Consider the following 22,404-nt stretch of genomic DNA (forward strand, 5'->3'; position numbering starts at 1 on the left):
CGGCGGCGGGAGAGAAGGGTCCCGGCCGACGGCCGGGACGCGGGGGCTCAGGAAGCGCTGAATAAATTGGCGAGCGGTGTAAAGCACGAGGCGTACGGCGCACAGGAACCGGAGCCTATGGGGTATAGGTGAGGATTCCGACCGGGCTGGCGTACCAGCACCGCACAACGACGTGGTTTGCCCGCGCAGCCATTTATGCAGTGTTTCCCTCACTTGTCGAGCTTGACCATGCGCAGATAGGGCTTCTTCTCGTCCCAGCCCTGGGGGAAGAGTTCCTTGGCCTGCTCGTTGGACACTGACGGCACGATGATGCAGTCGTCGCCTTCGTTCCAGTTGACCGGCGTCGCCACCTTCTGGTTGTCGGTGAGCTGCAGGCTGTCGATCACCCGCAGGATCTCGCTGAAGTTGCGCCCGGTGCTGGCCGGATAGGTGATGGTCAGGCGGATCTTCTTGTTGGGGTCGATGATGAACACGCTACGCACCGTCAGGGTGTCGTTGGCGTTGGGGTGAATCATGTCGTAGAGCGTGCTGACCTTGCGGTCGCTGTCGGCGAGCAGCGGGAAGTTGAGGCCATGGCCCTGGGTTTCCTGGATATCGCCGGCCCAGGCCTTGTGGTCCTCGAGCGGGTCCACCGACAGGCCGATCGCCTTGGCGTTGCGCTTCTCGAACTCCGGCTTCAGCCGCGAGACTTCGCCGAGCTCGGTGGTGCAGACCGGGGTGAAGTCCTTGGGATGCGAGAACAGCACGACCCAGTTGTCGCCGGCCCACTCGTGGAAGTGGATCGTGCCCTCGGTGCTTTCCTGAGTGAAATCCGGGGCGGTATCGCCAAGATGCAGTGCCATTGGTGCAACCTCCTTAAAAGACCGGTGGGAGCCTCGCGCCCTGGTGGCGCGAGGCTCGGACGGGGTGTGTCTCGCCCGATGATGACATCGGGGCGCCGCGTTCGGGAAACAACCCCCGGCGGATCAGCGGTTATCGAGGCCCTCGAGCAACCCGGCCATGTCGTCGGCGTGTTCCTCTTCCTGGGCGAGGATGTCCTCCATGATGCGCCGCGAGGTCGGGTCCTTGTCGCCGAGATAGGTGGCGATCTCGCGATAGCTGTCGATGGCGATGCGCTCGGCGATCAGGTCCTCCTTGATCATCTCGCGCAGCGAGTCGCCCTCGATGTACTCGGCGTGAGCGCGGGTCAGCAGGCCCTCGGGCGAGAAGTTGGGCGCGCCGCCGAGCTGGACGATGCGTTCGGCCAGCCAGTCGGCGTGCTGCTGTTCCTGCTGGGCATGCTCGAGGAACTCGTTGGCGGCGATGTTCGCGCTCAGGCCGTCGGCCATGTAGTAATGGCGCTTGTAGCGCAGGGTGCAGACGATCTCGGTGGCCAGCGCCTCGTTGAGCAACTGGATGACGTTCTCCCGGTCGGCGGTGTAGCCCTCGGTGACGGCGCCGCGCTCGATGTGTTCGCGGGCGCGCTGGCGAATCGTCTGGATGTCGGTCAGAAACGGTTGATCAGCCACGGTGGAGACTCCTTTTCTCGGCTCGGTCGATGACCATCCTTGAGCGTAGATCATTCCACGCGGTCAGTCGGCGATGGGGCGGTGGTAACGAATTTCCTCCAGCCGGGTGTCGCCGAGCGTGAACGATTGCCGCGATGCCGGTTCCGCCACGAAGCCCGCGCGCTCGTAGAAACGCCTGCCTCGACGATTGTCGGCGATCGCCCACAGGCTGATGGCGGTATAGCCGCGGGAGCGGATGTGGCGCTGCGCGGCGAGCCACAATCGGCGGCCCACGCCGGTCGACCAGTGATCCGGGGCGATGTAGAAGGCCCGGATCTCGGCGCGATCGTCGGGGGCGTCTTCATCGCGTGACGCGCCGACGGCGATGAAGCCCAGGACCCGGCCCGCGTGGCGCGCCTGCAACAGGTGGACGTCGCCGCCGGCGAGCCGCTCCCGCCAGCGGTTTTCGCTGTCGTCGACCGACAGGGCGTCCAGGTAATCGGCGGGCAGCAGGTCGGCGTAGGCGTGTCGCCATGCCACGACGTGCACCTCGGCGATGGCGCGGCAGTCCTCGCGGGTGGCGGACTCGATGCGCAGGCCGTTCAGGGCGCCGGCCCCGCGGCGCCCAGGTAGTGCTGGCGCCAGTAGTCGAGATCCAGCGAGGTGGTGGTGACCTCGCGGCCGCGCCCCGGGGCGTGGATCATCCGCCGCTCGCCCAGGTAGATGCCGACGTGGGTGGCCCGCGAGCCCGAGCCGAAGAACAGCAGGTCGCCGGGGCGGGCGGCGTCACGCTCCGGCAGGCGTTCGTACTGCTGCTCGGCGGTACGCGGCACCGGGATCCCCGCGGTGCGGTAGGTCATCTGCACCAGGCCCGAGCAGTCGACGCCGTCGGGCGAGTCGCCGCCATAGACGTAGGGGATGCCCAGCGCCTGACGGGCGTTGGCGAGGATCATCGCCCGCTCGATCGACAGCGGCGCCCGGCCGCCGTTCTCCAGGTCGGCCATGCGCATCTGCGGACCGGCACAGCCGGCGAGCCACAGCGTGGCCAGCAGCGCGAGGGCGGCCCGGCGGGCGTGCCAGTGTCTGGCCAGCTCTCTCATGCGCGTTGCCGGGCGGCCGGGTTGTCGGTGCGGCCTTGCGCGTCGGCATTGCCGCGAAGATGCAGGTGCACGGCGCAGGCGACGCGCAACAGCGAGGCCAGGTTGGGCACCGCGCCGCGCTCGGCGATGACCTCGTCGTGCAGCTGGCTGATGAAGCGGGCGGTCGACAGGTCCTGCTCGGCGGCCAGGCCGTCGAGGATCTCCCAGAACTCGTTTTCCAGGCGCACGCTGGTCACGCAGCCCTGGAGGCGCACCGACCGCGTGGTGCTCTCGTAGCGTTGCGGATCGGTGGAGGCATAGACATGGCACATCGTCGGCGTCTCTTGCGGCAGGTCCTGTTTCTAAATTAGCCGGGGTTCGGGGTCCAGGCCAAGCCACTCGGGTCGGGCTTCGGCGAAAGCGCGGGGCCTGGCCGGCGCCTCTCATACCTTCGGCTACGTAGTAACCCACTGTTACCCGTTTCTCCGATGGCGGCCTACGCTCAGCTATAGGGGGTGCCGTCCAGGCATTCCACGCCCACTACAACAACCGGGAGACACCGTATCGTGCCGCGCCAGGCCGGTCGTGTCAGCCCATCCTGGGGAGAAACGCCATGTTGTCACGCCCGCTCACCCGCCGTGTCTTCCTCAAGGCCAGCGGCGGCGTCCTGGTCGGCACGCTGGCCTTCGCCGGCGGCCCCATCGCGCTGCTCGCGCCCAGCCGCAGCTGGGCGATGCCGCTGGATACGCTGAGTACCCGCGAGGGCAGCGTCCTGCTCGAGATGACCCGGCAGATGTTCCCGCACCCCGACCTCGAGGATGCCGTCTATGCCTTCGTGGTCAAGGACCTCGACAAGGCCGCGGCCGACCCCGCCACCCACGAACTGATCCGCGGCGGCATCGCCTCGCTGGACAGCGACGCCAGCGGCGACTGGCTGGCGCTCGATGCGGCCGACCAGTTCCAGCGCATCGAATCGCTGGAGGGCACGCCGTTCTTCGAGAAGCTGCGCGCGACGGCGGTGGTCTCGCTCTACAACAACCCGCTGGCCTTCGCCCACTTCGGCTATCAGGGCGCCGAGGGCGACGTCGGTTATCTCTACAACGGGTTCAGCGATCTGCAGTGGTTGCCCGATCCGCCCCGGCCGGCGGACGGCTACATGCCCGGCCAGGCGCCGCAGGCCTGAGCGCCGGGCCGCCGGACCGCCGATAACGACAACGATGAGGAGAGACCGTCATGGCACTCACTGACAACCAGAAGCGCTTCGCCCTCGACGACGCGGTGGTGGTGATCGTCGGCTCCGGGGCGGGGGGCGGCACGCTGGCCCACGAGCTGGCCAGGCAGGGCATCGACGTGGTGGTGCTCGAGGCCGGCGCCCTGCATACCCGCGACGACTTCCTGGCCGACGAATGGGCCTCGTTCAGCCAGCTGGCCTGGCTCGACAAGCGCACCACCTCGGGTAGCTTCCGGCTGGCCAGGGACTTCCCCAACCTGCCGGCATGGATCGTCAAGTCGGTGGGCGGGACCACCGTGCACTGGGCCGGTGCCAGCCTGCGCATCCAGCCCCACGAATTCCGCGCACTGAGCCACTACGGCAAGCTCGACGGCGCCAACCTGCTCGACTGGCCGCTCGACCCCGACGAACTGGCGCCCTACTACGACAATGCCGAGGATCGCATGGGCGTGACCCGTACCCACGGTATCCACGGCCTGCCCGGCAACAACAACTTCCACGTCATGTACACCGGCGCCACCAAGCTGGGCTACACCTGCAACACCGGCCACATGGCGATCAACAGCGAGATCCGCGACGGCCGCGCGCCCTGCCAGCAGCGCGGCTTCTGCTTCCAGGGCTGCCGCACCGGCGCCAAGTGGTCGACGCTCTATACCGAGCTGCCCAGGGCGATCGCCACCGGGCACATGGAACTGCGACCGCAGTCCCACGTCGCCACCATCGAGCACGACGACCAGGGTCGGGTCACCGGCGTGGTCTACTTCGATGCCAACGGCGACCGGCAGCGCCAGAAGGCGCGGCTGGTGGCGGTGGCCGGCAACTCGATCGAGACGCCGCGGCTGCTGCTCAACTCGGCGTCGGCGCAGTTCCCCGACGGGCTGGCCAACAGCTCCGGTCAGGTCGGGCGCAACTACATGCGCCACATGACCGGCTCGGTCTACGCCACCTTCGACGAGCCGGTGCACATGTATCGCGGCACCACCATGGCCGGCATCGTCTCCGACGAGGTCGGCTTCGACCCGTCGCGGGGGTTCGCCGGCGGCTACGAGATGGAAACCCTGTCGCTGGGCCTGCCGTTCATGGCGGCCTTCCTCGATCCGGGCGCCTGGGGCAAGGACTTCACCCATGCCCTGGACCAGTACGCGCACATGGCCGGGATGTGGCTGGTAGGCGAGGACATGCCGCGCGAAAGCAACCGCATCACCCTCAATCACGACGTCAAGGACGCCTACGGGCTGCCGGTGGCCAACGTCCATTACGACGACCACGACAACGACCTGGCCATGCGCGAGCATGCCTATCAGCGCGGTTCGGCGATCTACGAAGCGGTCGGCGCCAGGGACATCTACCGGGTGCCGCCCTATCCGTCGACCCACAACCTGGGCAGTTGCCGGATGAGCGCGAAGCCGGAGGACGGCGTGTGCAACGCCCATGGCCAGAGCCACGACATCCCCAACCTGTTCATCGCCGACGGCAGCCAGTTCACCACCTCGGCCGCGGAGAACCCCACGCTGACCATCGTCGCGCTGGCAGTCCGCCAGGCCGAGTACATCGGCAAGCAGCTCAAGGCGCGGGCCGTGTGAGTCCGGCCAGGCGATGACCGCGGCATCGGGAAGGAAGCGCCCGGGCCGGCCGGGCGCCCCGGCTCACATGCCGGTATTGCCCATCAGCGCGGGTTCGATGATCTCGATCCAGTAGCCGTCCGGGTCCTTCACGAAGGCCACGTTCTTGAGCTTGCCCTGCTCCGGGCGCTTGACGAATTCGACGCCGTTCTCGTCGAGCCAGACGATGGCGTCGTTGAGATCGGGCACCGAGAAGCAGATATGTCCGAAGCCCTGCGGCTCGGCATTGCCGTCATGGTAGGCGAAGTCGGCCTGGTTCTCGGTGCCCCAGTTGTGGGTCAGCTCCAGCAGGCCACGCTGGTTGAAGGTCCACACCGTGCGCTCGCAGGTCTGTTCGGGGACCTCGTCCTCCTCCTCGAGGCGGGCCAGGAAGTACAGCGAGAACTGCAGCTCCTCGAAGTCCAGCTTGCGCAGTACGCGCATGCCGAACACCCGCGTATAGAACGCCAGCGAACGTTCGGGGTCCTTGACCCGCAGCATGCTGTGATTGAGCGTGAACCCCGAGGTTTCGGGCGGCACGTGGGTCTCGACACCGGGATGTTCCTCGGTGAATAGCGTCATGGGGGCTCCTTGCGAGTGCTCTGTTGGACGGCGACTTGGGTTCCTCGGAAGCGCGGTGATCGCACCTCTCCTGCTCAGCGTAGCCAGCCCGGCCGGTGACGGCGATATCCGGTGCCGGCCGCATCGGCGGCTTTAGCCTGCCACGGCGTTCCGGTGCCGCCAAGTCCCCTCCCAATAGGTTCATTGCCGATCAGCGTGAAACGTTAAGCCACCGCCGTGGGGAATGAATTCCCTCCCACGAAAACCCGTCTGGATGGCGCACTGGCGCAAGGAGATTCGGTGGGAGGGAACTTGTTCCCGATTGGCGTCACCGGCGCCTGGCATGGCCGGGGTGGTACAGTGCCCGCCGTCATCGCGAATGAATTCGCTCCCACAGGGAAAAGCCAATCGGCAGGGACTATGGGAGGGAGCGCGTTCGCGAGGAACCGCTCCGTATTTCCCGGCAAAATGCGATGAACCTCTCAATAGCCCGTCATTTCCAGATAGCCGACCCCATGCCGGGCGCTCGACGACGTCGCGTCGAGGGGGGCGACGCTGACCATGCCCTCCCAGTAGGCGAAGGCGGTGCCCATCCATTGATCGGGCTGTACGGCCTGCACGGTCACCGCCAGGTCGTGGCCGGGGACCTCGACGCGCCAGGCGGTGGGCAACTCGCGACCGGCGACCGAGGTGCGGGACAGCGGGGTGAGCCGCAGGGCGTCGTCATCGAGCGGCGTCACCGTGCCGTCGGCGGCGATCCAGCTCCCCGAGAGGTAGTCGCCACCCGCCTCGCCGGCGCCGCGCAGGCGAAACGCCATCAGCTTGGCGCCGTCGTCGAAGTGCAGCGAGAACCAGTCCCAGCCCGACTGTCCGGGGCCCAGCAACTGGCTGCTCCATTCGCGATCCAGCCAGGCGCGGCCGCTCACTGCCACGGGGTCGCCATCCACCGTCAGCGTGCCCGCGACCCGATAGAACGGCTGACTGTAGTAGATCGAGCCCTGACCGTCGGCGGACTTGCGGCTGAAGCCATGATCGCCGTGGATCGCCAGCGGCCCTTCGGCGTCGAGTCGCAGGCGGTAGCCGAAGTCGTCGCCCCCGGCGGAAACGTCCAGATGATCGAGACCGGTATCGGCGCCGGTCCTGGCAGCCCCAGCGGGCGCGGCGAGCCGCCAGTCGTCCAGCCAGGCGGCGAAGGGCGCGGCCGTCACCCCGGCCTGGCCACGGGCATCCGGCACGGCCATGCCCCGGGCGAAGCGTTCGGCGTAGCGGTGCCCGGTGGGCGTGGAAACCGCGGCGTGGGCCATCCACAACTGGCGGGTCGTCCACGGCGAATCGGCCCCCTCGTCGAGCGTGCCGGGCGGGGCCAGCGCCTGGCGGAACAGCGTCCACTGGATACCGAACGGCCGGCCGGCGGCGTCCGTGAGGTTGGCGGTCAGGTACCACCACTCGATGCGGAAGTCGGGGTGCGGGCCGTGATCGGCGGGGAAGGCGAGGCGCCCCCCTGGGCGTGCCTCGGCGTAGCCCTCGGCGGCCGTGCCCAGCCCGGCATAGCCTTCAGAAGTGCCCGTGTCGGCCTGGCCCTGACCGGCCGGCGGGTGCCAGGCCCGCCAGGCGCCGAAGGCCAGCAGGGCGACGAGGACGCCGGCGAGCAGCGTTCTGAGGTGTCTCATGTCGCGGCGAACTCCTGCAGAAGTCGGCGTGGCGGCGTTCGCCACAGTCGCCAGGCGGGCAGCAGCGCGGCCAGTGCGGCGACGACGACCGCCAGCACCAGGGTCGTGGCCATCTGGCCGGGAAAGACGTGCAGCGGCAGGCGCCAGCCGAAGGCGGCGACGTTGATCACCGCGACCAGCGCCCAGGCCAGCGCGATACCCAGCGGCAGGGCGACGAGTGCCGTGCCCAGCGCGCAGGCGCCGAGCTGGCCGAGCTGCGCGGCGACCAGCCGCGAGCGCGAGACGCCCAGCGCCCACAGCGGCGCCAGCTGGGTGAGCCGGGCATCGGCCTGGGCCAGCAGCGTGGTCAACAAGGCCAGCGCCGCGACCCCCAGGGTCAGCCCGTTGAGGGCGGCGGTGATGGCGAAGGTCCGCTCGAAGACCCGGCGCGACTCGGCCTTGAGCGCGTGCTGGTCGATCAGCGTCTTGCTCACCGTCGGCCCGAAGCGCGCCGTCAGCCGTTCGCGCAGGCCCGCCAGGGCGGCGTCGCGGTGCGTGGCGTCGGCGGCGAGCACCACGCCCAGGCTGCCGGGCGGGGCGGCGAATTGCCGGGCCAGTCGCGACACCGGCATGACGATCTCGCCATGCGGGTTGCCGTAGTCGGGGTAGACGGCGGCGACGCTCAGACGGTGGACGTTGCCGTCGGCGCCGCGCAGGCGTATGGCGTCGCCGGGGGCGATGGCGCGGCGTCGCGCGAGCTGCTCGTTGACGAACACCGCGTCGCCCTCGAGGGCGCGCCAGGCGGCATCGCGGCCGTCGCGGGTGACGGTGAGCGGCCAGCTCGCGCGCAGCACCGGCGCCGGACGGAGGCCGAAGAGGGCCACCGGGGCCGGGGCGGCATCGCTGGCGCGGCGGTCGTCGGGTAGCAGGGTGGCATCGGCATGCCGCGCCGGCAGCAGGGTGGCGACCTCCGGCTGGGCGTCGAGCCAGCTTTCCAGCGCCGCGTAGCGCTCGGCCGGCGGGTGGATGTAGAGATCGGCGAGCAGGCGCTGGTCCAGCCAGTCGAGGAAGGTCACGCGGAAGCCGCCGACCATGCTGGAGACCCCCAGGTTGGCGGCCAGCGCCAGCAGCAGCGCCATCATCGGCAGTTGCAGGCGCGGCAGCTGGAGCTGCAGGTCGGCCAGCGCCCACTGCCACAATGGCCGGCGGCGCAGCCGGCCCGCGGCCAGGCGCAGCGCGCCACCGAGCAGGGTGGGCAACCACAGCGCCACGCCGAGCAGCGCCGCGGTGACCATCACGAAGCCGGCGACCAGATGCTGGCCATGAGCCAGATGCAGCCACAGCCCCACCAGACCGGCGAGGCCGAGCAGCACGCCGCCGGCCACGGCCTGACGACGCTGTTGTCGTGCCAGCCGCGCCCGCCAGGCCTGGGCGTGGCCGAGGGCGAGCACGTCGAGCCGTGCGGCCCGCCACAGCAGGCCCGCCCCGGCGGTGGCCAGCCCGCCGAGGGTGATCGCCACGCCGCCCAGCCAGTAGCTCCAGGGCAGTGCCAGGCGGGTCCCCACGTCGGCGTCGTAGAGGGCGTCCAGGCTGGCGGCGACGTCGGGCAGCAGCAGCCGGGCCAGCGCCACGCCGCTGAGGATGCCCAGCGCGGCGCCGGCGAGGCCCAGGGTCAGCAGCTCGAGCCCCAGGGCAACGACCAGCGAACGCCCCGGCACGCCCAGAGCGCGCAGCGTGCGCATCAGCCCCAGGCGCTGTTCCAGCGCCAGGCCCAGGGCGGCGTGGACGATGAACAGCCCCACCACCAGGGCCAGCAGTCCCATCGCCGTGAGGTTGAGATGGAAACTGTCGGCGAGCTGCCCCGGCGAGGCCAGCTGGCGGGCGGGAATGCGTACCAGCGTCGCGGGTAGCTCGGCCGCGGCACGCGGGGCGATCACCAGCCGGGTGAGGCCGTCGAGCCCCAGCAGGCGCTGGGCGACACCGACATCGGTGACCAGGGTGGCGGGCGGCAGGCTGGCATCGACCTCGACCGGCGGCAGGCGTGGGTCGGCACGGGCTGCGGCGGCGACGTCCGGGGCGGCGCGCAGCCGATGGGGCGGCAGCAGCCAGTCGCGCAGGGCCTCGCCGCTGCTCTGGCGGCGGGCCAGCGGCGAATCGCCGGGCAGGGTCAGCGGGTCGATGCCCAGCAGCCTGACTCGGGGCCGCGAAGCCCCTTCCCCGTCGGTCAGCGCCAGGGTGCCCTCGACCAGCGGCGAGACGGCGGCGCCGGCCCGGCGCAGGTCGAGATACTCGGCCAGTGCCAGCGGTTCGCCGTCGCGGCGTTCGATGCGGTCGAGCCGGCTCTCGAACAGCGCCTCGGCGCGGGCATAGCTGTCCCGTGCCGAGGCGTTGATCGCCTGCACGCCGCTCCACAGCGCGCTGGCGACCCACAGGCCGAGCAGCAGCATGGCCAACTGACCGGGGTGGCGACGGTAGTGCGAGAGCAGGGTGGCCAGGGTGGTGGCGAGCACCCGCCGACGGCCCCGCTGGGCTTGCGGCGCGGTCATGGGGTGCGGTCGGCGAGCCGACCGTGGTGCAGGTGCACGCAGCGGTCGAGCGGGGCCGCGACCCGCGCGCTGTGGGTGACCATCAGCAGGGCGCAGTCGCTCTCGCCGATCAGCGCGCGCAGCAGGTCGAGGACCTGGTCGGCGGCGCTCTCGTCGAGGTTGCCGGTGGGCTCGTCGGCGAGCAGCAGCTCGGGGCGCGGCGCCAGGGCGCGGCCGATCGCCAGGCGCTGCTGCTGGCCGCCGGAGAGCTGTTCGGGATAGCGCCCCTCGAGGCCGGCGAGGCCCAGCCGCTCGATCAGGTGGTGGGTCCAGTCGCGGTCCTCGCGGTCGGCGAGACGCGCCTGCAGGGTGAGGTTGTCGAGCACCGACAGGCTGGGCACCAGATGGAACTGCTGGAACACCAGCCCCAGGCGCTGGCGGCGCAGGTCGGCGCGACCCGCTTCGTCGAGGCTCGACAGGGCCCGCGCGCCGAGCACGATCTCGCCGCGATCGGGGGTGTCGAGCCCCGCGGCGAGATGCAGCAGCGTCGACTTGCCGCTGCCCGACTCGCCCATCAGCGCCAGGCTCTCGCCGGGAGCGAGGCGCAGGTCGATGCCGTCGAGGACGAACAGCGGCCCCTGGGGGGTGGGGTAGCTCTTGGCGACGTCGGTCAGTTGCAGCATGGGGGCGGGCTCTCGACGGGCGTGTCCCGAGCATATTAGCAAAGGGCGGCAGCGGTGACCCGTTACGATCGGTGTGCCACGTCAGTCCTCGCGTTGCAGGCGCTCCGGCGTGGTCAGGATCTCCGCCAGCCAGTCGAGGACGCTGTCCACGGCCGGGCGGTCGTCGGCATGACGGGCGCGGTACACCGACATGCCCGCGTCCAGCCGGATGCTCTCCACCACCGGGCGCACCAGTTCGCCCTTGCGCACGAGCTGGCCGATACCGCCGTAGCCCAGACAAACCCCATGGCCGTTCATCGCCGCCTGCAGCATCACCGGATAGCTGTCGAACAGCTGCCCGCTGGTCGGCGCCGGTGGCGGCTGCGGGTGGCCGACCCTGTCGAGCCAGGTTCGCCAGCTCATCCAGGCATCGTTGTCGCTCTCCCGATAATGCAGCAGGGGGCGGGACAGCAGGGTCTCGATCGACCAGGCATGCGGCTCGGTCAGCGCGGGGCTGCAGACCGGAAAGACCTCGTCGGGCACCGACAGCAGCGGGGCCAGCAGGCCACTGGGCCGGTCGGTGCACTGCATCGCCAGGTCGAAGGGTTCCATGGCCTGGACCAGGGGCTGGCTGGAGGCGTTGATGCGCACCGAGATCCGCGGATGGCGGCGATGAAAGTCGTTCAGCCGCGGGACCAGCCAGTACATCGCCACGTAGAGCTCGGCGAACAGCACCACCTCGTGGGGCGGCTGACGGTGACGCAGGCGCTGTGCGCACTCGGCGATGTCGATGAGCCCGCCGGCGACGGCCTCGGCGAGCGTGCGGCCCGCCTCGGTGAGCACCACCTGGCGATGGCGACGCTCGAACAGCGCGACGCCGAGCGATTCCTCCAGCGCGCGGATACGCCGGCTGATCGCCGCCTGGGTGAGGCTCAATTCCTGCGCGGCCCGCAGGAAGCTCTGGTGACGGGCGGCCGCCTCGAAGGGCAGCAGGGTGGAGAGGGGCGGCAGGGCCTGACGCAGCCGGCTCATGTTGACTTGATCTCCTGTAAAGCGACGCGCGGCAAAGGTCGTGTGAAACGCCCATTCCTTCAGCTCACACTTTACGCCGAATACCACCTGGAGAGGAGGTTCGGCGATGTTTGCGACCAGGAGCAGCGAGGTTCGCGCCGTCGGCGCCATCGTCATCGCCACGCTGGCGATTGCCGGCCACGATGCCCTGGTCAAGCGCTTCAGCGGCGACATCGGGATCTGGCAGCTCTATCTGATGCGCGCCCCGGTGGCCGTGGCGCTGCTGATCGGTATCCTGCGCTGGCGTCGGGTGCCGCTGCGCTGGCGGCACCCCGCTTGGGTGGCGTTGCGCAGTGGGCTGATGGTAGCGATGTGGGGGCTGTTCTATGCCGCCCTGGCGGTACTCAGCCTGCCGGTGGTGGCCGCCACCGCCTACACCTTCCCGCTGTTGCTGGCGCTGATGGCACCCTGGCTTCCCGACGAGCGCCTCGATGGGCGGCGGGCGGTCGCCGTGGCGGTGGGCTTCGGCGGGGTCCTGCTGATGCTGCGTCCCAGCCCGGCCGGGTTCACCGCCTGGAGCCTGCTGCCGCTGGGCAGTGCCCTGTGCTATGCGCTGGCGGCACTGGTCACGCGCTATCGCTGCCAGGCGGAATCGGCCGCCATGATGTCGCTGGGCCTCAACCTGGCCTTCGTGGTGTGTGGCGTGGTCGGGCTGGCGGCGGTGGCGGGGCTCGATGCCCGGTTCGTGGCGCTCCAGCCCTTCGTGCTGAGTGGCTGGCGGCCGGTATCGGGCGGCTTGTGGGGGATCATGGCCCTGCTCGGCGTGTTGATCGTCACCGCCAGTCTGTTGACGGCGCTGGCGTTCCAGCAGGGGCGGCCGACGCTGATCGCGACCTGCGATTACGGCTATCTGCCGGCGGCGGCCCTGTGCAGCGGGCTGCTGCTGGGCGAGTGGCCGGGGCCGCTGACCCTGGCGGGGATGGCGGCGATCGTGGTGGCCGGCGTGCAGGCCCTGCGCGCTCGTCCGGCGACTGCCCGGCGCGGCGGGTGATGCCCGGCGGCGCGGGCATTGCTACCATGACCGTTCCCCGCGGGCGCGCGTTTCGCCCGCGCCGCGAAGGATGTGCCCGTGCCTCACCTGTTCACCAATCGCGCCAAGCTGTCCGCCCTGACCCGCGATACCCCCGACCCGCGTGACGATTTCCGCTGGGAAACCGCCAACGCCATCCTCTACAAGATCGGTGGCTTTCTGTTCATCGTCGGCAGCGTGTTCTTCTTTCCGCGCTTCGAGGCCTACCAGAACATCGGCGCCTGGGTGTTCTTCGTCGGTTCGCTGCTGTACCTGGTGGTGACCGGGCACGACATGCTGGAGGTACGCAAGTACTGGCGTCAGCGTAGCCATCATGCCCCCGGTCGGCGGCTCGAGATGATCGCCGCCAGCAGCTACCTGACGGGCACGGTGCTGTTCACCGCGGGCAGCCTGTTCTTTCTCAGCTGGTGGGGCTGGTTCACCGCCGGCGCCTGGTGCTTCGTCATCGGCTCGCTGCTGTTCGTGCTCGGGGCGAGCGTCAATGTGCTGCGGATCGTCCAGGCACCGTCGCTGCTGTCCATGCAGATGACCAACCTGACGGCGGTCGCCTTCGTGGTCGGTTCGGTGCTGTTCGCGATCGCCTCGATCCCCTACCTGTGGACCTTCGACGATCCGGCGAGCAAGCTGCGGCTGTTCACCTTCCTGGCCTGGCAGTACCTGATCGGCAGCCTGCTGTTCTTTCTCGGCGGCGTCTTCAACTATTACCGCGCCTATCTGCTCATGGCTCGGCATCGCGACGGCGAGAGCCGGCATGCCGGCGACGATGCCCTGCTCATGGCCTACCTGCGCGGTGAGATCAGCGCCGCGGAGTTCCGCCACGCCTGGCGTGCCGAGGGGCTGGCGTCACGGGGCATGCCCTGACCCCGTGACGGGGGCATTCGCCAGCACCCTGTGGGGCGCCGGCGGTGGCTTACTGCGGGCCGGGGGCGGTGAGTGCCGCGACCAGGGTGTCGGCGTTGTGGCGGAACATGCCGAGGTAGGTGCTGCCTTCGCCGTCGGCCGTCAGGGCGTCGGCATAGAGCGTGCCGCCGATGGCGACCCCGGTCTCCTCCTGCAGCTGACGCACCAGGGCCGGGTTGCTCATGTTCTCCAGGAACAGCGCCTTGGCGTGGCTGGCCTCGATCTGCTGGATCAACTCGGCCATGTCGCCGGCGCTGGGCTCGGCCTGGGTGTTGAGGCCGACCGGGGCGAGCAGCTCGAGGCCATAGGCGTGGGCGAAGTAGCCGAAGGCATCGTGACTGGTGATGATCAGCCGGTCGGCCTCGGGGATCCTGGCCAGGCGCTCGCGGATCTCGGTGTCGAGAGCCTTCATCTGCTCGATGTAGTGCGCGGCATTGGCGCGGTAGTCGTCGGCGTGGCTCGGATCGGCCTTCACCAGGGCATCGCGGATGTTGCGCGCATACTGCTCGCCGTTGGCGAGATCCTGCCAGGCGTGGGGGTCGAGATTGCCGTGGTGATGGTGGCCGGCTTCGGCGTGGTCGTGGTCGTCATGATCATGCCCGGCGTTGGCATGGTCGTGGTCGTCATGATCATGCCCGGCGCTGGCATGGTCGTGGCCGTCATGGTCATGATTATGGTCGTGGTCGGCGGGGGGGCGACCCGCCGGCTCTTCGTCGTGGTGGCCGTCGAACGCCAGCGGCTCGATGCCGCGGCTGGCCACCACCACGTCGCCGTCATAACCGCTGGCATCGATCAGGCGGTCGATCCAGCCTTCGAACTGCAGGCCATTGACCACCACCAGATCGGCATCGGCCAGCGTGCGCGCGTCGCTGGGACTGGGCGAGAAGGTGTGGGCGTCGCCGTCGGGGCCGACCAGCGAGGAGACCTCGACGTGGTCGCCGCCGATGGTCGAGACCATGTCGTCGAGGATGCTGAAGCTGGTGACCACCTCGAGCGGTTCCCGGGCCTGGGCGGTGGCGAGCGTACCCAGGCTCAGGATGCCGGCGGTCAGCAGACCCTTGAACAGCGGGGAGACGAGCGGATGACGGGACATCGGGGGATTCCTTGCGACGGGGGTGGAAAGAGTCAGCCGTGGGCGTCCGGCGGCAGCAGTGGTTGCACGCGGCGGCGCCAGCGCGCGGCCAGGCTGTCGTAGCGCCCGAACAGCGCGGAAACCAGGTAGATGGCGCCGGCCAGCAGGATGATGCAGGGCCCGGAAGGCAGCCCGGCGTGATACGACAGCAACAGGCCGCCGGTGCTGGAGAGCATGCCGATGGCGATCGCCAGCCCCATCAGCCCCTCCAGGCGCGACGACCAGAAGCGTGCCGCCGTGGCCGGCAGCATCATCAGGCCGACCGCCATCAGCGTACCCAGGGTCTGGAACCCGGCGGTGAGATTGAGCACCATCAAGCCCAGGAACAGGGCATGGACCGCGCCGCCGCGGACGCCCTGGCCGCGCAGGAACAGCGGGTCGAGGCACTCCACCACCAGGATGCGGAAGATCGCCGCGAGCACCACCAGGGTGGCGCTCGAGACGGCGACGATCAGCCACAACGCCGTGCTGTTCACCGCCAGGATCGAGCCGAACAGCACGTGCGTCAGGTCGACGCTGCTGCCGCGCAGCGAGATCAGCATCACCCCCGCCGCCAGCGAGATCAGGTAGAAGCTGGCGATCGCCGAGTCCTCGCGATGCCCGGACAGCCGCGAGACGCCGCCGGCGAGGCCGGCGACCAGCAACCCGGCGACCAGCCCGCCGGCGCTCATCGCCGGCAGCGAGAAACCCGCCAGCAGAAAGCCCACGGCCACCCCCGGCAGCACCGCATGGGCCATGGCATCGCCCACCAGGCTCATGCCGCGCAACGTCAGGAAGACGCCCAGCGGCGGCGCCACCAGCGACAGCGCCAGCCCGGCCACCAGGGCGCGCCGCATGAAGCCGAATTCCACCAGCGGCATGTACAGCCAGTCGATCATGCCGGATTCCCCGTCGGTGAGTGAGCGGCCCCGCTCGACGGGGGCGTATAGGGCGGATGACCGAGGCGCGAGAGTTCGCCCAGCGCGGCCGGCGTCGTCCAGGTGCCGTGGCCGCGGTCGAGCAGCAGCACCCGGTCGGCCAGGCACCGGAGCTGGTCGTGATCGTGCAGGACGACGAGGATCGTCACGCCGTCGGCGGCCATGTCGCGCAGCACCTCGATCAGCACTTCCACCGTCGCCGCATCGACGTTGGCGAAGGGCTCGTCGAGCAGCAGCAAGCGGGCGCGCTGCATCAGGGTGCGGCCGAGCAGGGCGCGCTGGCGCTGGCCACCGGACAGCTCGCCCAAGGGGCGATGTTCGAAGGCCTGCAGGCCCAGACGGTGCATGATCGCCTGGCCGCGCCGGTATTCCTGCGGCCCGTAACGCCGGAAGCTGCCGTGGGTGGGCCAGCAGCCGGTCATCACCAGTTCCTCGACGCTCATCGGAAAGGAGAGATCCAGCGCCAGTTGCTGGGGCAGCCAGGCGCGGTGCGCCTTGGGCACGCTGCAGTTCACCCGGCCGGCGATCGGGCGCAGCATGCCCATGATGCCCTGGACCAGGGTGCTCTTGCCGGCGCCGTTGGGGCCGACCAGCGCGGTGATGGAGCCGGCCTCGAAACGACCGTCGATGTTCTCCAGCACCAGCCGGTTGCCCTGCGCCAGGCTCAGCGCTTCGAGGGTCAGGATCGACGACATGTCGGGCTACCCCAGCATGCCGGCGGCCCAGGCCGCCGCCAGCCACAGACCCGCCAGCGGCAGCAGCGCCAGCAGTATCCGGCGGCCGGCGCCGAGCGACATCAGGGAAAAATGACAGGGCCCGTCGGGCCGGTGACGATGTGACATGAAAGCGCCCCACGCGGGTCGATCGAACAAATGAGCACATATGTTATAACGTAACAAAAGAGGCTGCCAAGCCGAATTGCCGTACCGGGCTGGTTGTCTCGACAAAAAAACGCCGCCCGAAGGCGGCTCAAGGGGAAGGGATGGGGACTTAGAATTCGCTCCAGTCGTCCTCGGTGGCGGTCGCGGCGGGCTTGCGGGCCGCCGGTTTCGGCTGGCGCGGTGCGGGGGCACGCAGGGCCGGCGCAGCCGACTGGCTTTCGCCACTGCGGAAGAAGGACACCTCCTTGAGCAGTTCGCTGGCCTGATCCTGCAGCGAGCGGCTGGCAGCGCTGGATTCCTCGACCAGACTGGCGTTCTGCTGAGTGGCCGAGTCCATCTGCGCGACCGCCTGGTTGACCTGATCGATGCCCTGGGACTGCTCGCGGCTGGCCACGGCGATCTCGCCGACCAGGTCGGTGACGCGCTTGACGCCGTCGACGATCTCCGCGAGCGTCTGACCGGCGCGGTCGACCAGCACGGTACCGGATTCGACCCGCGAGACGCTTTCGTCGACCAGGGTCTTGATCTCCTTGGCGGCGTTGGCGCTGCGTCCCGCCAGGGTGCGGACCTCGCTGGCGACTACCGCGAAGCCGCGGCCCTGTTCACCGGCCCGGGCCGCCTCGACCGAGGCGTTGAGTGCCAGCAGGTTGGTCTGGAAGGCGATCTCGTCGATCAGACCGACGATACTGGCGATCTTGCGGCTGGAGGCGCTGATCTCGCCCATCGCGCCGACCGCCTGCTGGGCGACTTCACCGCCGTTCTGGGCGTGCTGGCTGACTTCGTGGACCAGGCGGTCGGCCTGGGCGGCGTTGTCGGCGTTCTGGCGCACGGTGGAGGTGATCTCGTCCATCGACGCCGCGGTCTGCTGGAGGCTGGAGGCCTGTTCCTGGGTGCGCCGGTTGAGATCGTCGGTGCCCTGGGCGATCTCGCCGGAGGCGATGTTGACCGATTCGGCATTGCGACGTACCGACACCACCACGCTGGAAAACTTGTCCTGCATGGCCTCGAGGGCCCGCAGCATGTCGCCGAACTCGTCCTGGCAGGTGATGTTGATCCGGCTATCGAGATGCCCCTTGGCCAGCGATTCGGCCATCATGCGGGCCTTGCTCAGCGGGGTCATGACGCCGCGGATCAGCCAGATGGCCAGTGCCAGTGCCAGCAGTACCGAGACCACGATCACGCCGATCACGATGTTGCGCGCCGTGGCGTAATTGGCGGCGGCCTCGAGATAGCTGGCTTCCGCCTGCCGGGAGTTCATCTCGACCAGCTGGTTGATGTCGTCGATCACCGTCGGGTATTCGGCATTCAGGGGCCCGCTGGTGATCTCGCGGGCCTTGGCGAAGTCGTTGGCGGCCATCGCCGTGACGAGTTTGTCGAGGTTTGCGCGCAGCGTCGTCAGGTCGCTCTGGAAGCGCTCGGCCATGGCCCGTTCCCTGGCGTTGCTGATGCGCCCCGGAAAGTAACTCGTCCAGGCCTGATCGAGCCGGGCGTCGTTGGCGGCGATTTCGGCCTTGGCGGCGGCGGCCGACGCCGAATCGGCATCGCGCTGCTCGGCGGTGATCTTGACCCGGTTGCTGAGCAGGGCGTCGCGAACGTTGCCGAGCTGCACCAGGGTGATCAGGTTTTCTTCGTAGGTCTTTTCCAGACTCTGCTTGACCGACCCGGCGGTCACGATACCCAGTACGCCGACGATCAGCAGCAGGACGATGCACGCCCCCAGGCTGACCCCCAGTCGCAACTTGACGCTCTTCTTGAGAAACATGGCTTGGTCCTTTTTGGTTCTTGATTTTGCGGGTCCCTGGCGTCGCACCATTGCAGCGTCATGGGGACGACGTTCGTGCGGTCCGGCGGGCCTTGCCGGAATTCCGGCGTTCACGAGCGTTCATGGGGATTATCGGCAGGAGAGGCCGGCAGCGTAAGTGGGCCGCCATCGGGTTTTACAATCTGCGACATTTGGGACGCGGCGCGCCGGCCGTCGTCCGCAGGGGAGGGGGCGGTGGGACGCGGTCAGTAGCGAATGTTCACACCCACGCGATCGGGCGCCAGGACCCAGGCGTACTGATAGTCGAGGCGTACGTCGCCCAGCGACAGGCGCGCCGGCCGGAAGCGGTTGAGCGCCGCGCCGGCCTGGGTCGGCTGGGTCCGCAACTGGATCTCGCTGACCAGCATGCCGGTGGCGAAGCTGATCGCGCCGTCCCGGGGGCGGTCGTCACCCAGGCCGATCACCAGCCCGCCCAGGGTGTTGATCGCCAGCGACCCCAGGCGTGCCCGCCAGGCCCGGCGTTGACGTTCCTCGGCGGCGGTGGCGCGCATCAGCGCGCGGGCTTCGGCCAGGTGAGGCGAATCGCGCTGCTCGGCGAGCGTCTGCAGCCGCCGGTAGGCCGCGGGGTGCGGTTGCGGACCGGCGATCACCCCGGCCAGCGCCAGCGCCGACTTGACGCTCCCCACGCGGGCATCGAAGCGATCGTCGTGGTCGTCCGCCTCGCTGGCCTGATAGAGGTTGGCGGCCAGGCTTGCGGTATAGATGCCGCCCCAGCCGTAGCGCCATAGCGTGGCCTGGTCCGCACCGCGCTCGAGGGCATCGAGGTAGGCGTTCCATTCGTCGGCGCTGCGGGATTGCGCCACGGCGGGCGTGGCGAGCGCGCCCAGCAGGGCGCAGACGAGCATGAGCGTGATCGGGCGGATGCGAGGCATGAGGACTCCCTGTCGAGACGGCGGTCATTCCGGCGGCTGGCGTTACCGAGAGGGAGTATAGGGCAATCGCCGGCGTCTGGCGGCCCGCCGCCCGGCTTGACGTCCCGGGTGCCGGGCTGTACAGGTGCGCACCCGGGTGGCGGGGAGCGGCCGAAGCCGACTTCGGATATGCCGCGATACCGTCGGTTCGGTCGTCGGAAATTCCCCCGCCACCTAAGCTTAGGCGTCGGGGCCCGCTATTCATGGCCCCCCGACGAGGTCCCCCCTTGGCCCCGCGTGCCCGCGCGGATTGCCGACGGGGTATCGATAAAAAACCCGAGGGATCGAAATGACAACACAGGACTCAAGCGCCTCGCCGTCGAAGGACCGCCTCAATCCGGTGGTGTTCTACGGCTCGGTGATCGGCATCGTGGTCTTCTCGCTGTGGACCATGATCGCCACCCAACAGGCCAACACGGTGATCAACGCCGTGCTGGGCTGGATCTCCAACACCTTCGGCTGGTACTACTTCCTCACCGTGGTGATCTACCTGGGCTTCGTGATCTACCTGGGGCTATCGCGCTACGGCAAGATCCGCCTGGGGCCGGAGCATTCGCGACCCGACTTCAACATCTTTTCGTGGTCGGCGATGCTGTTCTCGGCGGGGATCGGCATCGGCGTGATCTTCTTCGCCCTGGCCGAGCCGCTCACCCAGTTCTATAACGCGCCCGGGGCGCCCGACGACCAGATCGCCGCGGCGCGCCACGCCATGGAACTGACCTTCCTGCACTGGGGCCTCTCCGGCTGGGGCATCTACACCCTGGTGGGCATGTCGCTGGCGTTCTTCAGCTACCGCCACAACCTGCCGTTGACCATCCGCAGCGCGCTCTATCCGATCTTCGGCGATCGCATCTACGGCGCCATCGGCCACGCGGTGGACATCGCCGCGGTGCTGGGCACGGTGTTCGGCATCGCCGCCAGCCTGGGCATCGGCATCATCCAGCTCAACTTCGGGCTGGAGTACATGTTCGGCATTCCCAAGAGCACCTGGACCCAGGCGATCCTGGTGATGCTGATCGTGCTGTTCGCGACGATCTCGGCGATCACCGGCGTCGAGAAGGGCATCCGTCGGCTCTCGGAGTTCAACATCCTGCTCGCTGTGGCGCTGTTGCTGTTCGTGCTGTTCGCCGGCAAGACGATCTTTTTGCTCAACGCGCTGGTGATGAACATCGGCGATTACCTGGCCAACTTCGTCAGCCTCTCGTTCAATACCTACGCCTTCGACCCGCCGACGACGTGGCTCAACGCCTGGACGCTGTTCTTCTGGGCCTGGTGGATCGCCTGGGGGCCGTTCGTCGGGCTGTTCCTGGCGCGCATCTCGCGCGGGCGCACCATCCGCACCTTCGTGCTGGGCACCCTGACGCTGCCGATCATCTTCATGATCCTGTGGATGTCGCTGCTGGGTAACAGCGCCATCGACATGGCAATGAGCGGAGCCGCCGAGTTCGGCCAGCAGGTCATGGACAACCCGCCGGCGGGCATCTACCTGTTCCTCGAGCAGTACCCGCTGCCGATCTTCACCACCATCGCGGTGAGCATCCTGGCGATCGTGTTCTTCGTCACTTCCGGCGACTCCGGCGCGCTGGTGCTGTCGAACTTCACCTCGATCCTCACCGACGTCAACCACGACGCGCCGATCTGGATGCGCATCCTGTGGTCGGCGGTGATCGGCGTGCTGACGCTGGCCCTGCTGCTGGCCGGTGGCCTGAGCGCCCTGCAGAGCGCGGTGGTGATCACCGGACTGCCGTTCTCGGTGGTGCTGTTCTACATGATGGCCGGGCTGCTCAAGGCACTGAAGCTGGAAGCCTTCAAGGAGGACAGCCGGCAGTTGAGCCTGGCCGGGTCGCTCTCCGGGCGCACCGGCGGCGAGCGTGGCCCGCAGAGCTGGCAACACCGGCTCAGGCGCGCCATGAGCTTCCCCGACAAGCGCCAGGCGCGGCGCTTCATGGACGAGACCTGCAAGCCGGCGATGGAAGCGGTACGCGATTCCCTCGAGGAGCAGGGCGTACATGCCGCGATCCACGAAGGCGTGCAGAACGGCGACGACTACCTGTCGCTCAACGTCGATCTCGAGGACGAGCAGAACTTCACCTATCAGGTGTGGAGCCAGGGCTTTTCCACGCCCGGTTTCGCCATGCACACCCCGCAGGCCTCGAAGCACTACTACCGGCTCGAGGTCTACCTGCTCGAGGGCAGCCAGGGTTACGACCTGATGGGCTACACCCGCGAGCAGGTGATCGAGGACATCCTCGACCAGTACGAGCGGCACATGCAGTTCCTGCACCTCAACCGGCTGGAACCGGGGCATATCAACATGCCCGACAGCCCCGAGCAGCCGCCCGCCTGACGGCACGGCAAGTGTCCTTCACCCCACCGGCCCCGCGGCGACGCGGGGCCGTTTTCGTGGGGCGGCGTAGTCCGGTAGCTCGGCGGGTGTCTTGACAGGAAGTGGCGATCGATCTAATTTTCGATTGAAAATGATAATAATTGTCATTTAAGTCGGCAATCGAGGAGGCCACCATGATCGACCGCACTCACCCCGCGCAACGACATGCCGATCCGAACCCGCAAGTCCTCGGGGCCAGCGACGTCTCGGTCCGCATGGTCCGGGAATCCCAACTGAGCGCTTGCGCCGCCGCGAGCGATGACCTCGAACGCTGGGAGCTGGCGCGTCAGGAGGCCGTCCAGCGATTGCGCCGCCGCCTGTTCCTGCTGACGTCCGAGCGGTATCTCAAGGGCGAGATCGGTGAATGGCTTGCCGACAAATCTTGAAACCGCGGTTGATCGGAGACCTGGCTGTCATTATGTGGCTTGGTGTCGATTCGAGCGGCATCTCGCAACCTGGCAGCGCCGCGCCAGCTAGAACTCCCGGCAAGCAACGTGTGAGGGGGCCGGTGTTTGGCGGTTTGGTTTTTTACTCTCAACGATACTATCGATGTAGTCCC

General features: G+C 68.8%; 22 protein-coding genes. 6 read left to right on the forward strand and 16 right to left on the reverse strand.

Annotation, left to right across the window (positions count from 1 at the left end; genetic code table 11):
• Positions 1 to 209 precede the first annotated feature (209 nt).
• From KGR00_RS13465 to KGR00_RS13485, 5 genes are all read right to left on the reverse strand, one after another.
• On the reverse strand, positions 210 to 842 hold the full coding sequence (locus KGR00_RS13465) for a peroxiredoxin (protein ID WP_224418273.1): 633 nt from the start codon (positions 840 to 842) through the stop codon (positions 210 to 212).
• A 123-nt stretch (positions 843 to 965) separates the two neighbouring features.
• Positions 966 to 1,508, reverse strand: coding sequence for a ferritin-like domain-containing protein (locus KGR00_RS13470; protein ID WP_129141708.1), 543 nt, complete (start codon positions 1,506 to 1,508; stop codon positions 966 to 968).
• Positions 1,509 to 1,571: 63 nt separating this feature from the next.
• Entirely contained in the window at positions 1,572 to 2,027 is a 456-nt protein-coding gene (locus tag KGR00_RS13475; RefSeq protein WP_224418272.1) for a GNAT family N-acetyltransferase, read from the reverse strand.
• Positions 2,028 to 2,089: 62 nt separating this feature from the next.
• Complete coding sequence (locus KGR00_RS13480) at positions 2,090 to 2,587, reverse strand: C40 family peptidase (RefSeq protein ID WP_224418271.1); 498 nt, start codon at positions 2,585 to 2,587, stop codon at positions 2,090 to 2,092.
• Positions 2,584 to 2,898: a ribbon-helix-helix domain-containing protein gene (locus KGR00_RS13485; RefSeq protein WP_129141710.1), complete on the reverse strand. Its 315-nt coding sequence runs from the start codon at positions 2,896 to 2,898 to the stop codon at positions 2,584 to 2,586. The genes KGR00_RS13480 and KGR00_RS13485 overlap by 4 nt, the downstream gene beginning before the upstream one ends.
• A 281-nt stretch (positions 2,899 to 3,179) precedes the next feature.
• Between KGR00_RS13485 and KGR00_RS13490 the strand changes: the two genes are divergently transcribed.
• Both KGR00_RS13490 and KGR00_RS13495 read left to right on the forward strand, forming a co-directional pair.
• The gene (locus KGR00_RS13490) at positions 3,180 to 3,749 is read left to right on the forward strand and encodes a twin-arginine translocation signal domain-containing protein (protein ID WP_224418270.1); all 570 of its coding nucleotides are present in this window, start codon (positions 3,180 to 3,182) and stop codon (positions 3,747 to 3,749) included.
• Positions 3,750 to 3,799: 50 nt separating this feature from the next.
• On the forward strand, positions 3,800 to 5,380 hold the full coding sequence (locus KGR00_RS13495; RefSeq protein WP_224418269.1) for a GMC family oxidoreductase: 1,581 nt from the start codon (positions 3,800 to 3,802) through the stop codon (positions 5,378 to 5,380).
• Positions 5,381 to 5,443: 63 nt separating this feature from the next.
• On the opposite strand, the gene gloA is transcribed toward KGR00_RS13495, so the two are convergent.
• From gloA to KGR00_RS13520, 5 genes are all read right to left on the reverse strand, one after another.
• Positions 5,444 to 5,980, reverse strand: coding sequence for a lactoylglutathione lyase (gloA, locus tag KGR00_RS13500; protein ID WP_129142148.1), 537 nt, complete (start codon positions 5,978 to 5,980; stop codon positions 5,444 to 5,446).
• A gap of 461 nt (positions 5,981 to 6,441) precedes the next feature.
• The gene (locus tag KGR00_RS13505) at positions 6,442 to 7,629 is read right to left on the reverse strand and encodes a lipocalin-like domain-containing protein (RefSeq protein WP_224418268.1); all 1,188 of its coding nucleotides are present in this window, start codon (positions 7,627 to 7,629) and stop codon (positions 6,442 to 6,444) included.
• Positions 7,626 to 10,154, reverse strand: coding sequence for an ABC transporter permease (locus KGR00_RS13510; protein WP_224418267.1), 2,529 nt, complete (start codon positions 10,152 to 10,154; stop codon positions 7,626 to 7,628). The genes KGR00_RS13505 and KGR00_RS13510 overlap by 4 nt, the downstream gene beginning before the upstream one ends.
• Entirely contained in the window at positions 10,151 to 10,816 is a 666-nt protein-coding gene (locus KGR00_RS13515) for an ABC transporter ATP-binding protein (protein WP_224418266.1), read from the reverse strand. Before KGR00_RS13515 ends, KGR00_RS13510 begins: the two co-directional genes overlap by 4 nt.
• 81 nt (positions 10,817 to 10,897) lie before the next feature.
• The gene (locus KGR00_RS13520) at positions 10,898 to 11,827 is read right to left on the reverse strand and encodes a LysR family transcriptional regulator (RefSeq protein ID WP_224418265.1); all 930 of its coding nucleotides are present in this window, start codon (positions 11,825 to 11,827) and stop codon (positions 10,898 to 10,900) included.
• 106 nt (positions 11,828 to 11,933) lie between these two features.
• On the opposite strand from KGR00_RS13520, the gene KGR00_RS13525 reads away from it, so the two are divergent.
• The gene (locus tag KGR00_RS13525; protein WP_224418264.1) at positions 11,934 to 12,857 is read left to right on the forward strand and encodes a DMT family transporter; all 924 of its coding nucleotides are present in this window, start codon (positions 11,934 to 11,936) and stop codon (positions 12,855 to 12,857) included.
• A gap of 78 nt (positions 12,858 to 12,935) precedes the next feature.
• Positions 12,936 to 13,757, forward strand: a complete 822-nt coding sequence (locus tag KGR00_RS13530) for a YrhK family protein (RefSeq protein ID WP_224418263.1) — start codon at positions 12,936 to 12,938, stop codon at positions 13,755 to 13,757.
• A gap of 49 nt (positions 13,758 to 13,806) precedes the next feature.
• Here the strand turns inward: KGR00_RS13530 and KGR00_RS13535 are convergent, their stop codons facing one another.
• The 6 genes from KGR00_RS13535 to KGR00_RS13560 form a co-directional block, all read right to left on the reverse strand.
• A complete protein-coding gene (locus KGR00_RS13535) occupies positions 13,807 to 14,889 on the reverse strand; it encodes a metal ABC transporter substrate-binding protein (protein ID WP_224418262.1) in 1,083 nt (360 codons plus the stop codon).
• A 32-nt stretch (positions 14,890 to 14,921) separates the two neighbouring features.
• The gene (locus KGR00_RS13540; RefSeq protein ID WP_224418261.1) at positions 14,922 to 15,806 is read right to left on the reverse strand and encodes a metal ABC transporter permease; all 885 of its coding nucleotides are present in this window, start codon (positions 15,804 to 15,806) and stop codon (positions 14,922 to 14,924) included.
• Positions 15,803 to 16,540, reverse strand: a complete 738-nt coding sequence (locus KGR00_RS13545) for a metal ABC transporter ATP-binding protein (RefSeq protein WP_224418260.1) — start codon at positions 16,538 to 16,540, stop codon at positions 15,803 to 15,805. The genes KGR00_RS13540 and KGR00_RS13545 overlap by 4 nt, the downstream gene beginning before the upstream one ends.
• A gap of 6 nt (positions 16,541 to 16,546) precedes the next feature.
• Entirely contained in the window at positions 16,547 to 16,687 is a 141-nt protein-coding gene (locus KGR00_RS13550; protein WP_203234927.1) for a hypothetical protein, read from the reverse strand.
• Positions 16,688 to 16,835: 148 nt separating this feature from the next.
• Positions 16,836 to 18,488: a methyl-accepting chemotaxis protein gene (locus KGR00_RS13555; protein WP_224418259.1), complete on the reverse strand. Its 1,653-nt coding sequence runs from the start codon at positions 18,486 to 18,488 to the stop codon at positions 16,836 to 16,838.
• 245 nt (positions 18,489 to 18,733) lie between these two features.
• Complete coding sequence (locus tag KGR00_RS13560; RefSeq protein ID WP_224418258.1) at positions 18,734 to 19,420, reverse strand: hypothetical protein; 687 nt, start codon at positions 19,418 to 19,420, stop codon at positions 18,734 to 18,736.
• A 328-nt stretch (positions 19,421 to 19,748) separates the two neighbouring features.
• Between KGR00_RS13560 and betT the strand changes: the two genes are divergently transcribed.
• Together betT and KGR00_RS13570 are read left to right on the forward strand one after the other, a co-directional pair.
• On the forward strand, positions 19,749 to 21,806 hold the full coding sequence (betT, locus tag KGR00_RS13565; RefSeq protein ID WP_129142161.1) for a choline BCCT transporter BetT: 2,058 nt from the start codon (positions 19,749 to 19,751) through the stop codon (positions 21,804 to 21,806).
• Between the two features lie 173 nt (positions 21,807 to 21,979).
• Positions 21,980 to 22,231 (forward strand): hypothetical protein, encoded by a 252-nt coding sequence (locus KGR00_RS13570; protein ID WP_224418257.1) that lies wholly within the window; start codon positions 21,980 to 21,982, stop codon positions 22,229 to 22,231.
• Positions 22,232 to 22,404 lie beyond the last annotated feature (173 nt).

The organism is Modicisalibacter sp. MOD 31.J (assembly GCF_020147985.1).
GTDB lineage: Bacteria > Pseudomonadota > Gammaproteobacteria > Pseudomonadales > Halomonadaceae > Modicisalibacter > Modicisalibacter coralii.

Coding starts and splice junctions, on each gene's coding strand:
- KGR00_RS13465 (WP_224418273.1), bottom strand. CDS start 842: ATGGCACTGCATCTTGGCGATACCGCCCCGGATTTCACTCAGGAAAGC.
- KGR00_RS13480 (WP_224418271.1), bottom strand. CDS start 2,587: ATGAGAGAGCTGGCCAGACACTGGCACGCCCGCCGGGCCGCCCTCGCG.
- KGR00_RS13485 (WP_129141710.1), bottom strand. CDS start 2,898: ATGTGCCATGTCTATGCCTCCACCGATCCGCAACGCTACGAGAGCACC.
- KGR00_RS13490 (WP_224418270.1), top strand. CDS start 3,180: ATGTTGTCACGCCCGCTCACCCGCCGTGTCTTCCTCAAGGCCAGCGGC.
- KGR00_RS13495 (WP_224418269.1), top strand. CDS start 3,800: ATGGCACTCACTGACAACCAGAAGCGCTTCGCCCTCGACGACGCGGTG.
- gloA (WP_129142148.1), bottom strand. CDS start 5,980: ATGACGCTATTCACCGAGGAACATCCCGGTGTCGAGACCCACGTGCCG.
- KGR00_RS13505 (WP_224418268.1), bottom strand. CDS start 7,629: ATGAGACACCTCAGAACGCTGCTCGCCGGCGTCCTCGTCGCCCTGCTG.
- KGR00_RS13510 (WP_224418267.1), bottom strand. CDS start 10,154: ATGACCGCGCCGCAAGCCCAGCGGGGCCGTCGGCGGGTGCTCGCCACC.
- KGR00_RS13515 (WP_224418266.1), bottom strand. CDS start 10,816: ATGCTGCAACTGACCGACGTCGCCAAGAGCTACCCCACCCCCCAGGGG.
- KGR00_RS13520 (WP_224418265.1), bottom strand. CDS start 11,827: ATGAGCCGGCTGCGTCAGGCCCTGCCGCCCCTCTCCACCCTGCTGCCC.
- KGR00_RS13525 (WP_224418264.1), top strand. CDS start 11,934: ATGTTTGCGACCAGGAGCAGCGAGGTTCGCGCCGTCGGCGCCATCGTC.
- KGR00_RS13535 (WP_224418262.1), bottom strand. CDS start 14,889: ATGTCCCGTCATCCGCTCGTCTCCCCGCTGTTCAAGGGTCTGCTGACC.
- KGR00_RS13540 (WP_224418261.1), bottom strand. CDS start 15,806: ATGATCGACTGGCTGTACATGCCGCTGGTGGAATTCGGCTTCATGCGG.
- KGR00_RS13545 (WP_224418260.1), bottom strand. CDS start 16,540: ATGTCGTCGATCCTGACCCTCGAAGCGCTGAGCCTGGCGCAGGGCAAC.
- KGR00_RS13550 (WP_203234927.1), bottom strand. CDS start 16,687: ATGTCACATCGTCACCGGCCCGACGGGCCCTGTCATTTTTCCCTGATG.
- KGR00_RS13555 (WP_224418259.1), bottom strand. CDS start 18,488: ATGTTTCTCAAGAAGAGCGTCAAGTTGCGACTGGGGGTCAGCCTGGGG.
- KGR00_RS13560 (WP_224418258.1), bottom strand. CDS start 19,420: ATGCCTCGCATCCGCCCGATCACGCTCATGCTCGTCTGCGCCCTGCTG.
- betT (WP_129142161.1), top strand. CDS start 19,749: ATGACAACACAGGACTCAAGCGCCTCGCCGTCGAAGGACCGCCTCAAT.
- KGR00_RS13570 (WP_224418257.1), top strand. CDS start 21,980: ATGATCGACCGCACTCACCCCGCGCAACGACATGCCGATCCGAACCCG.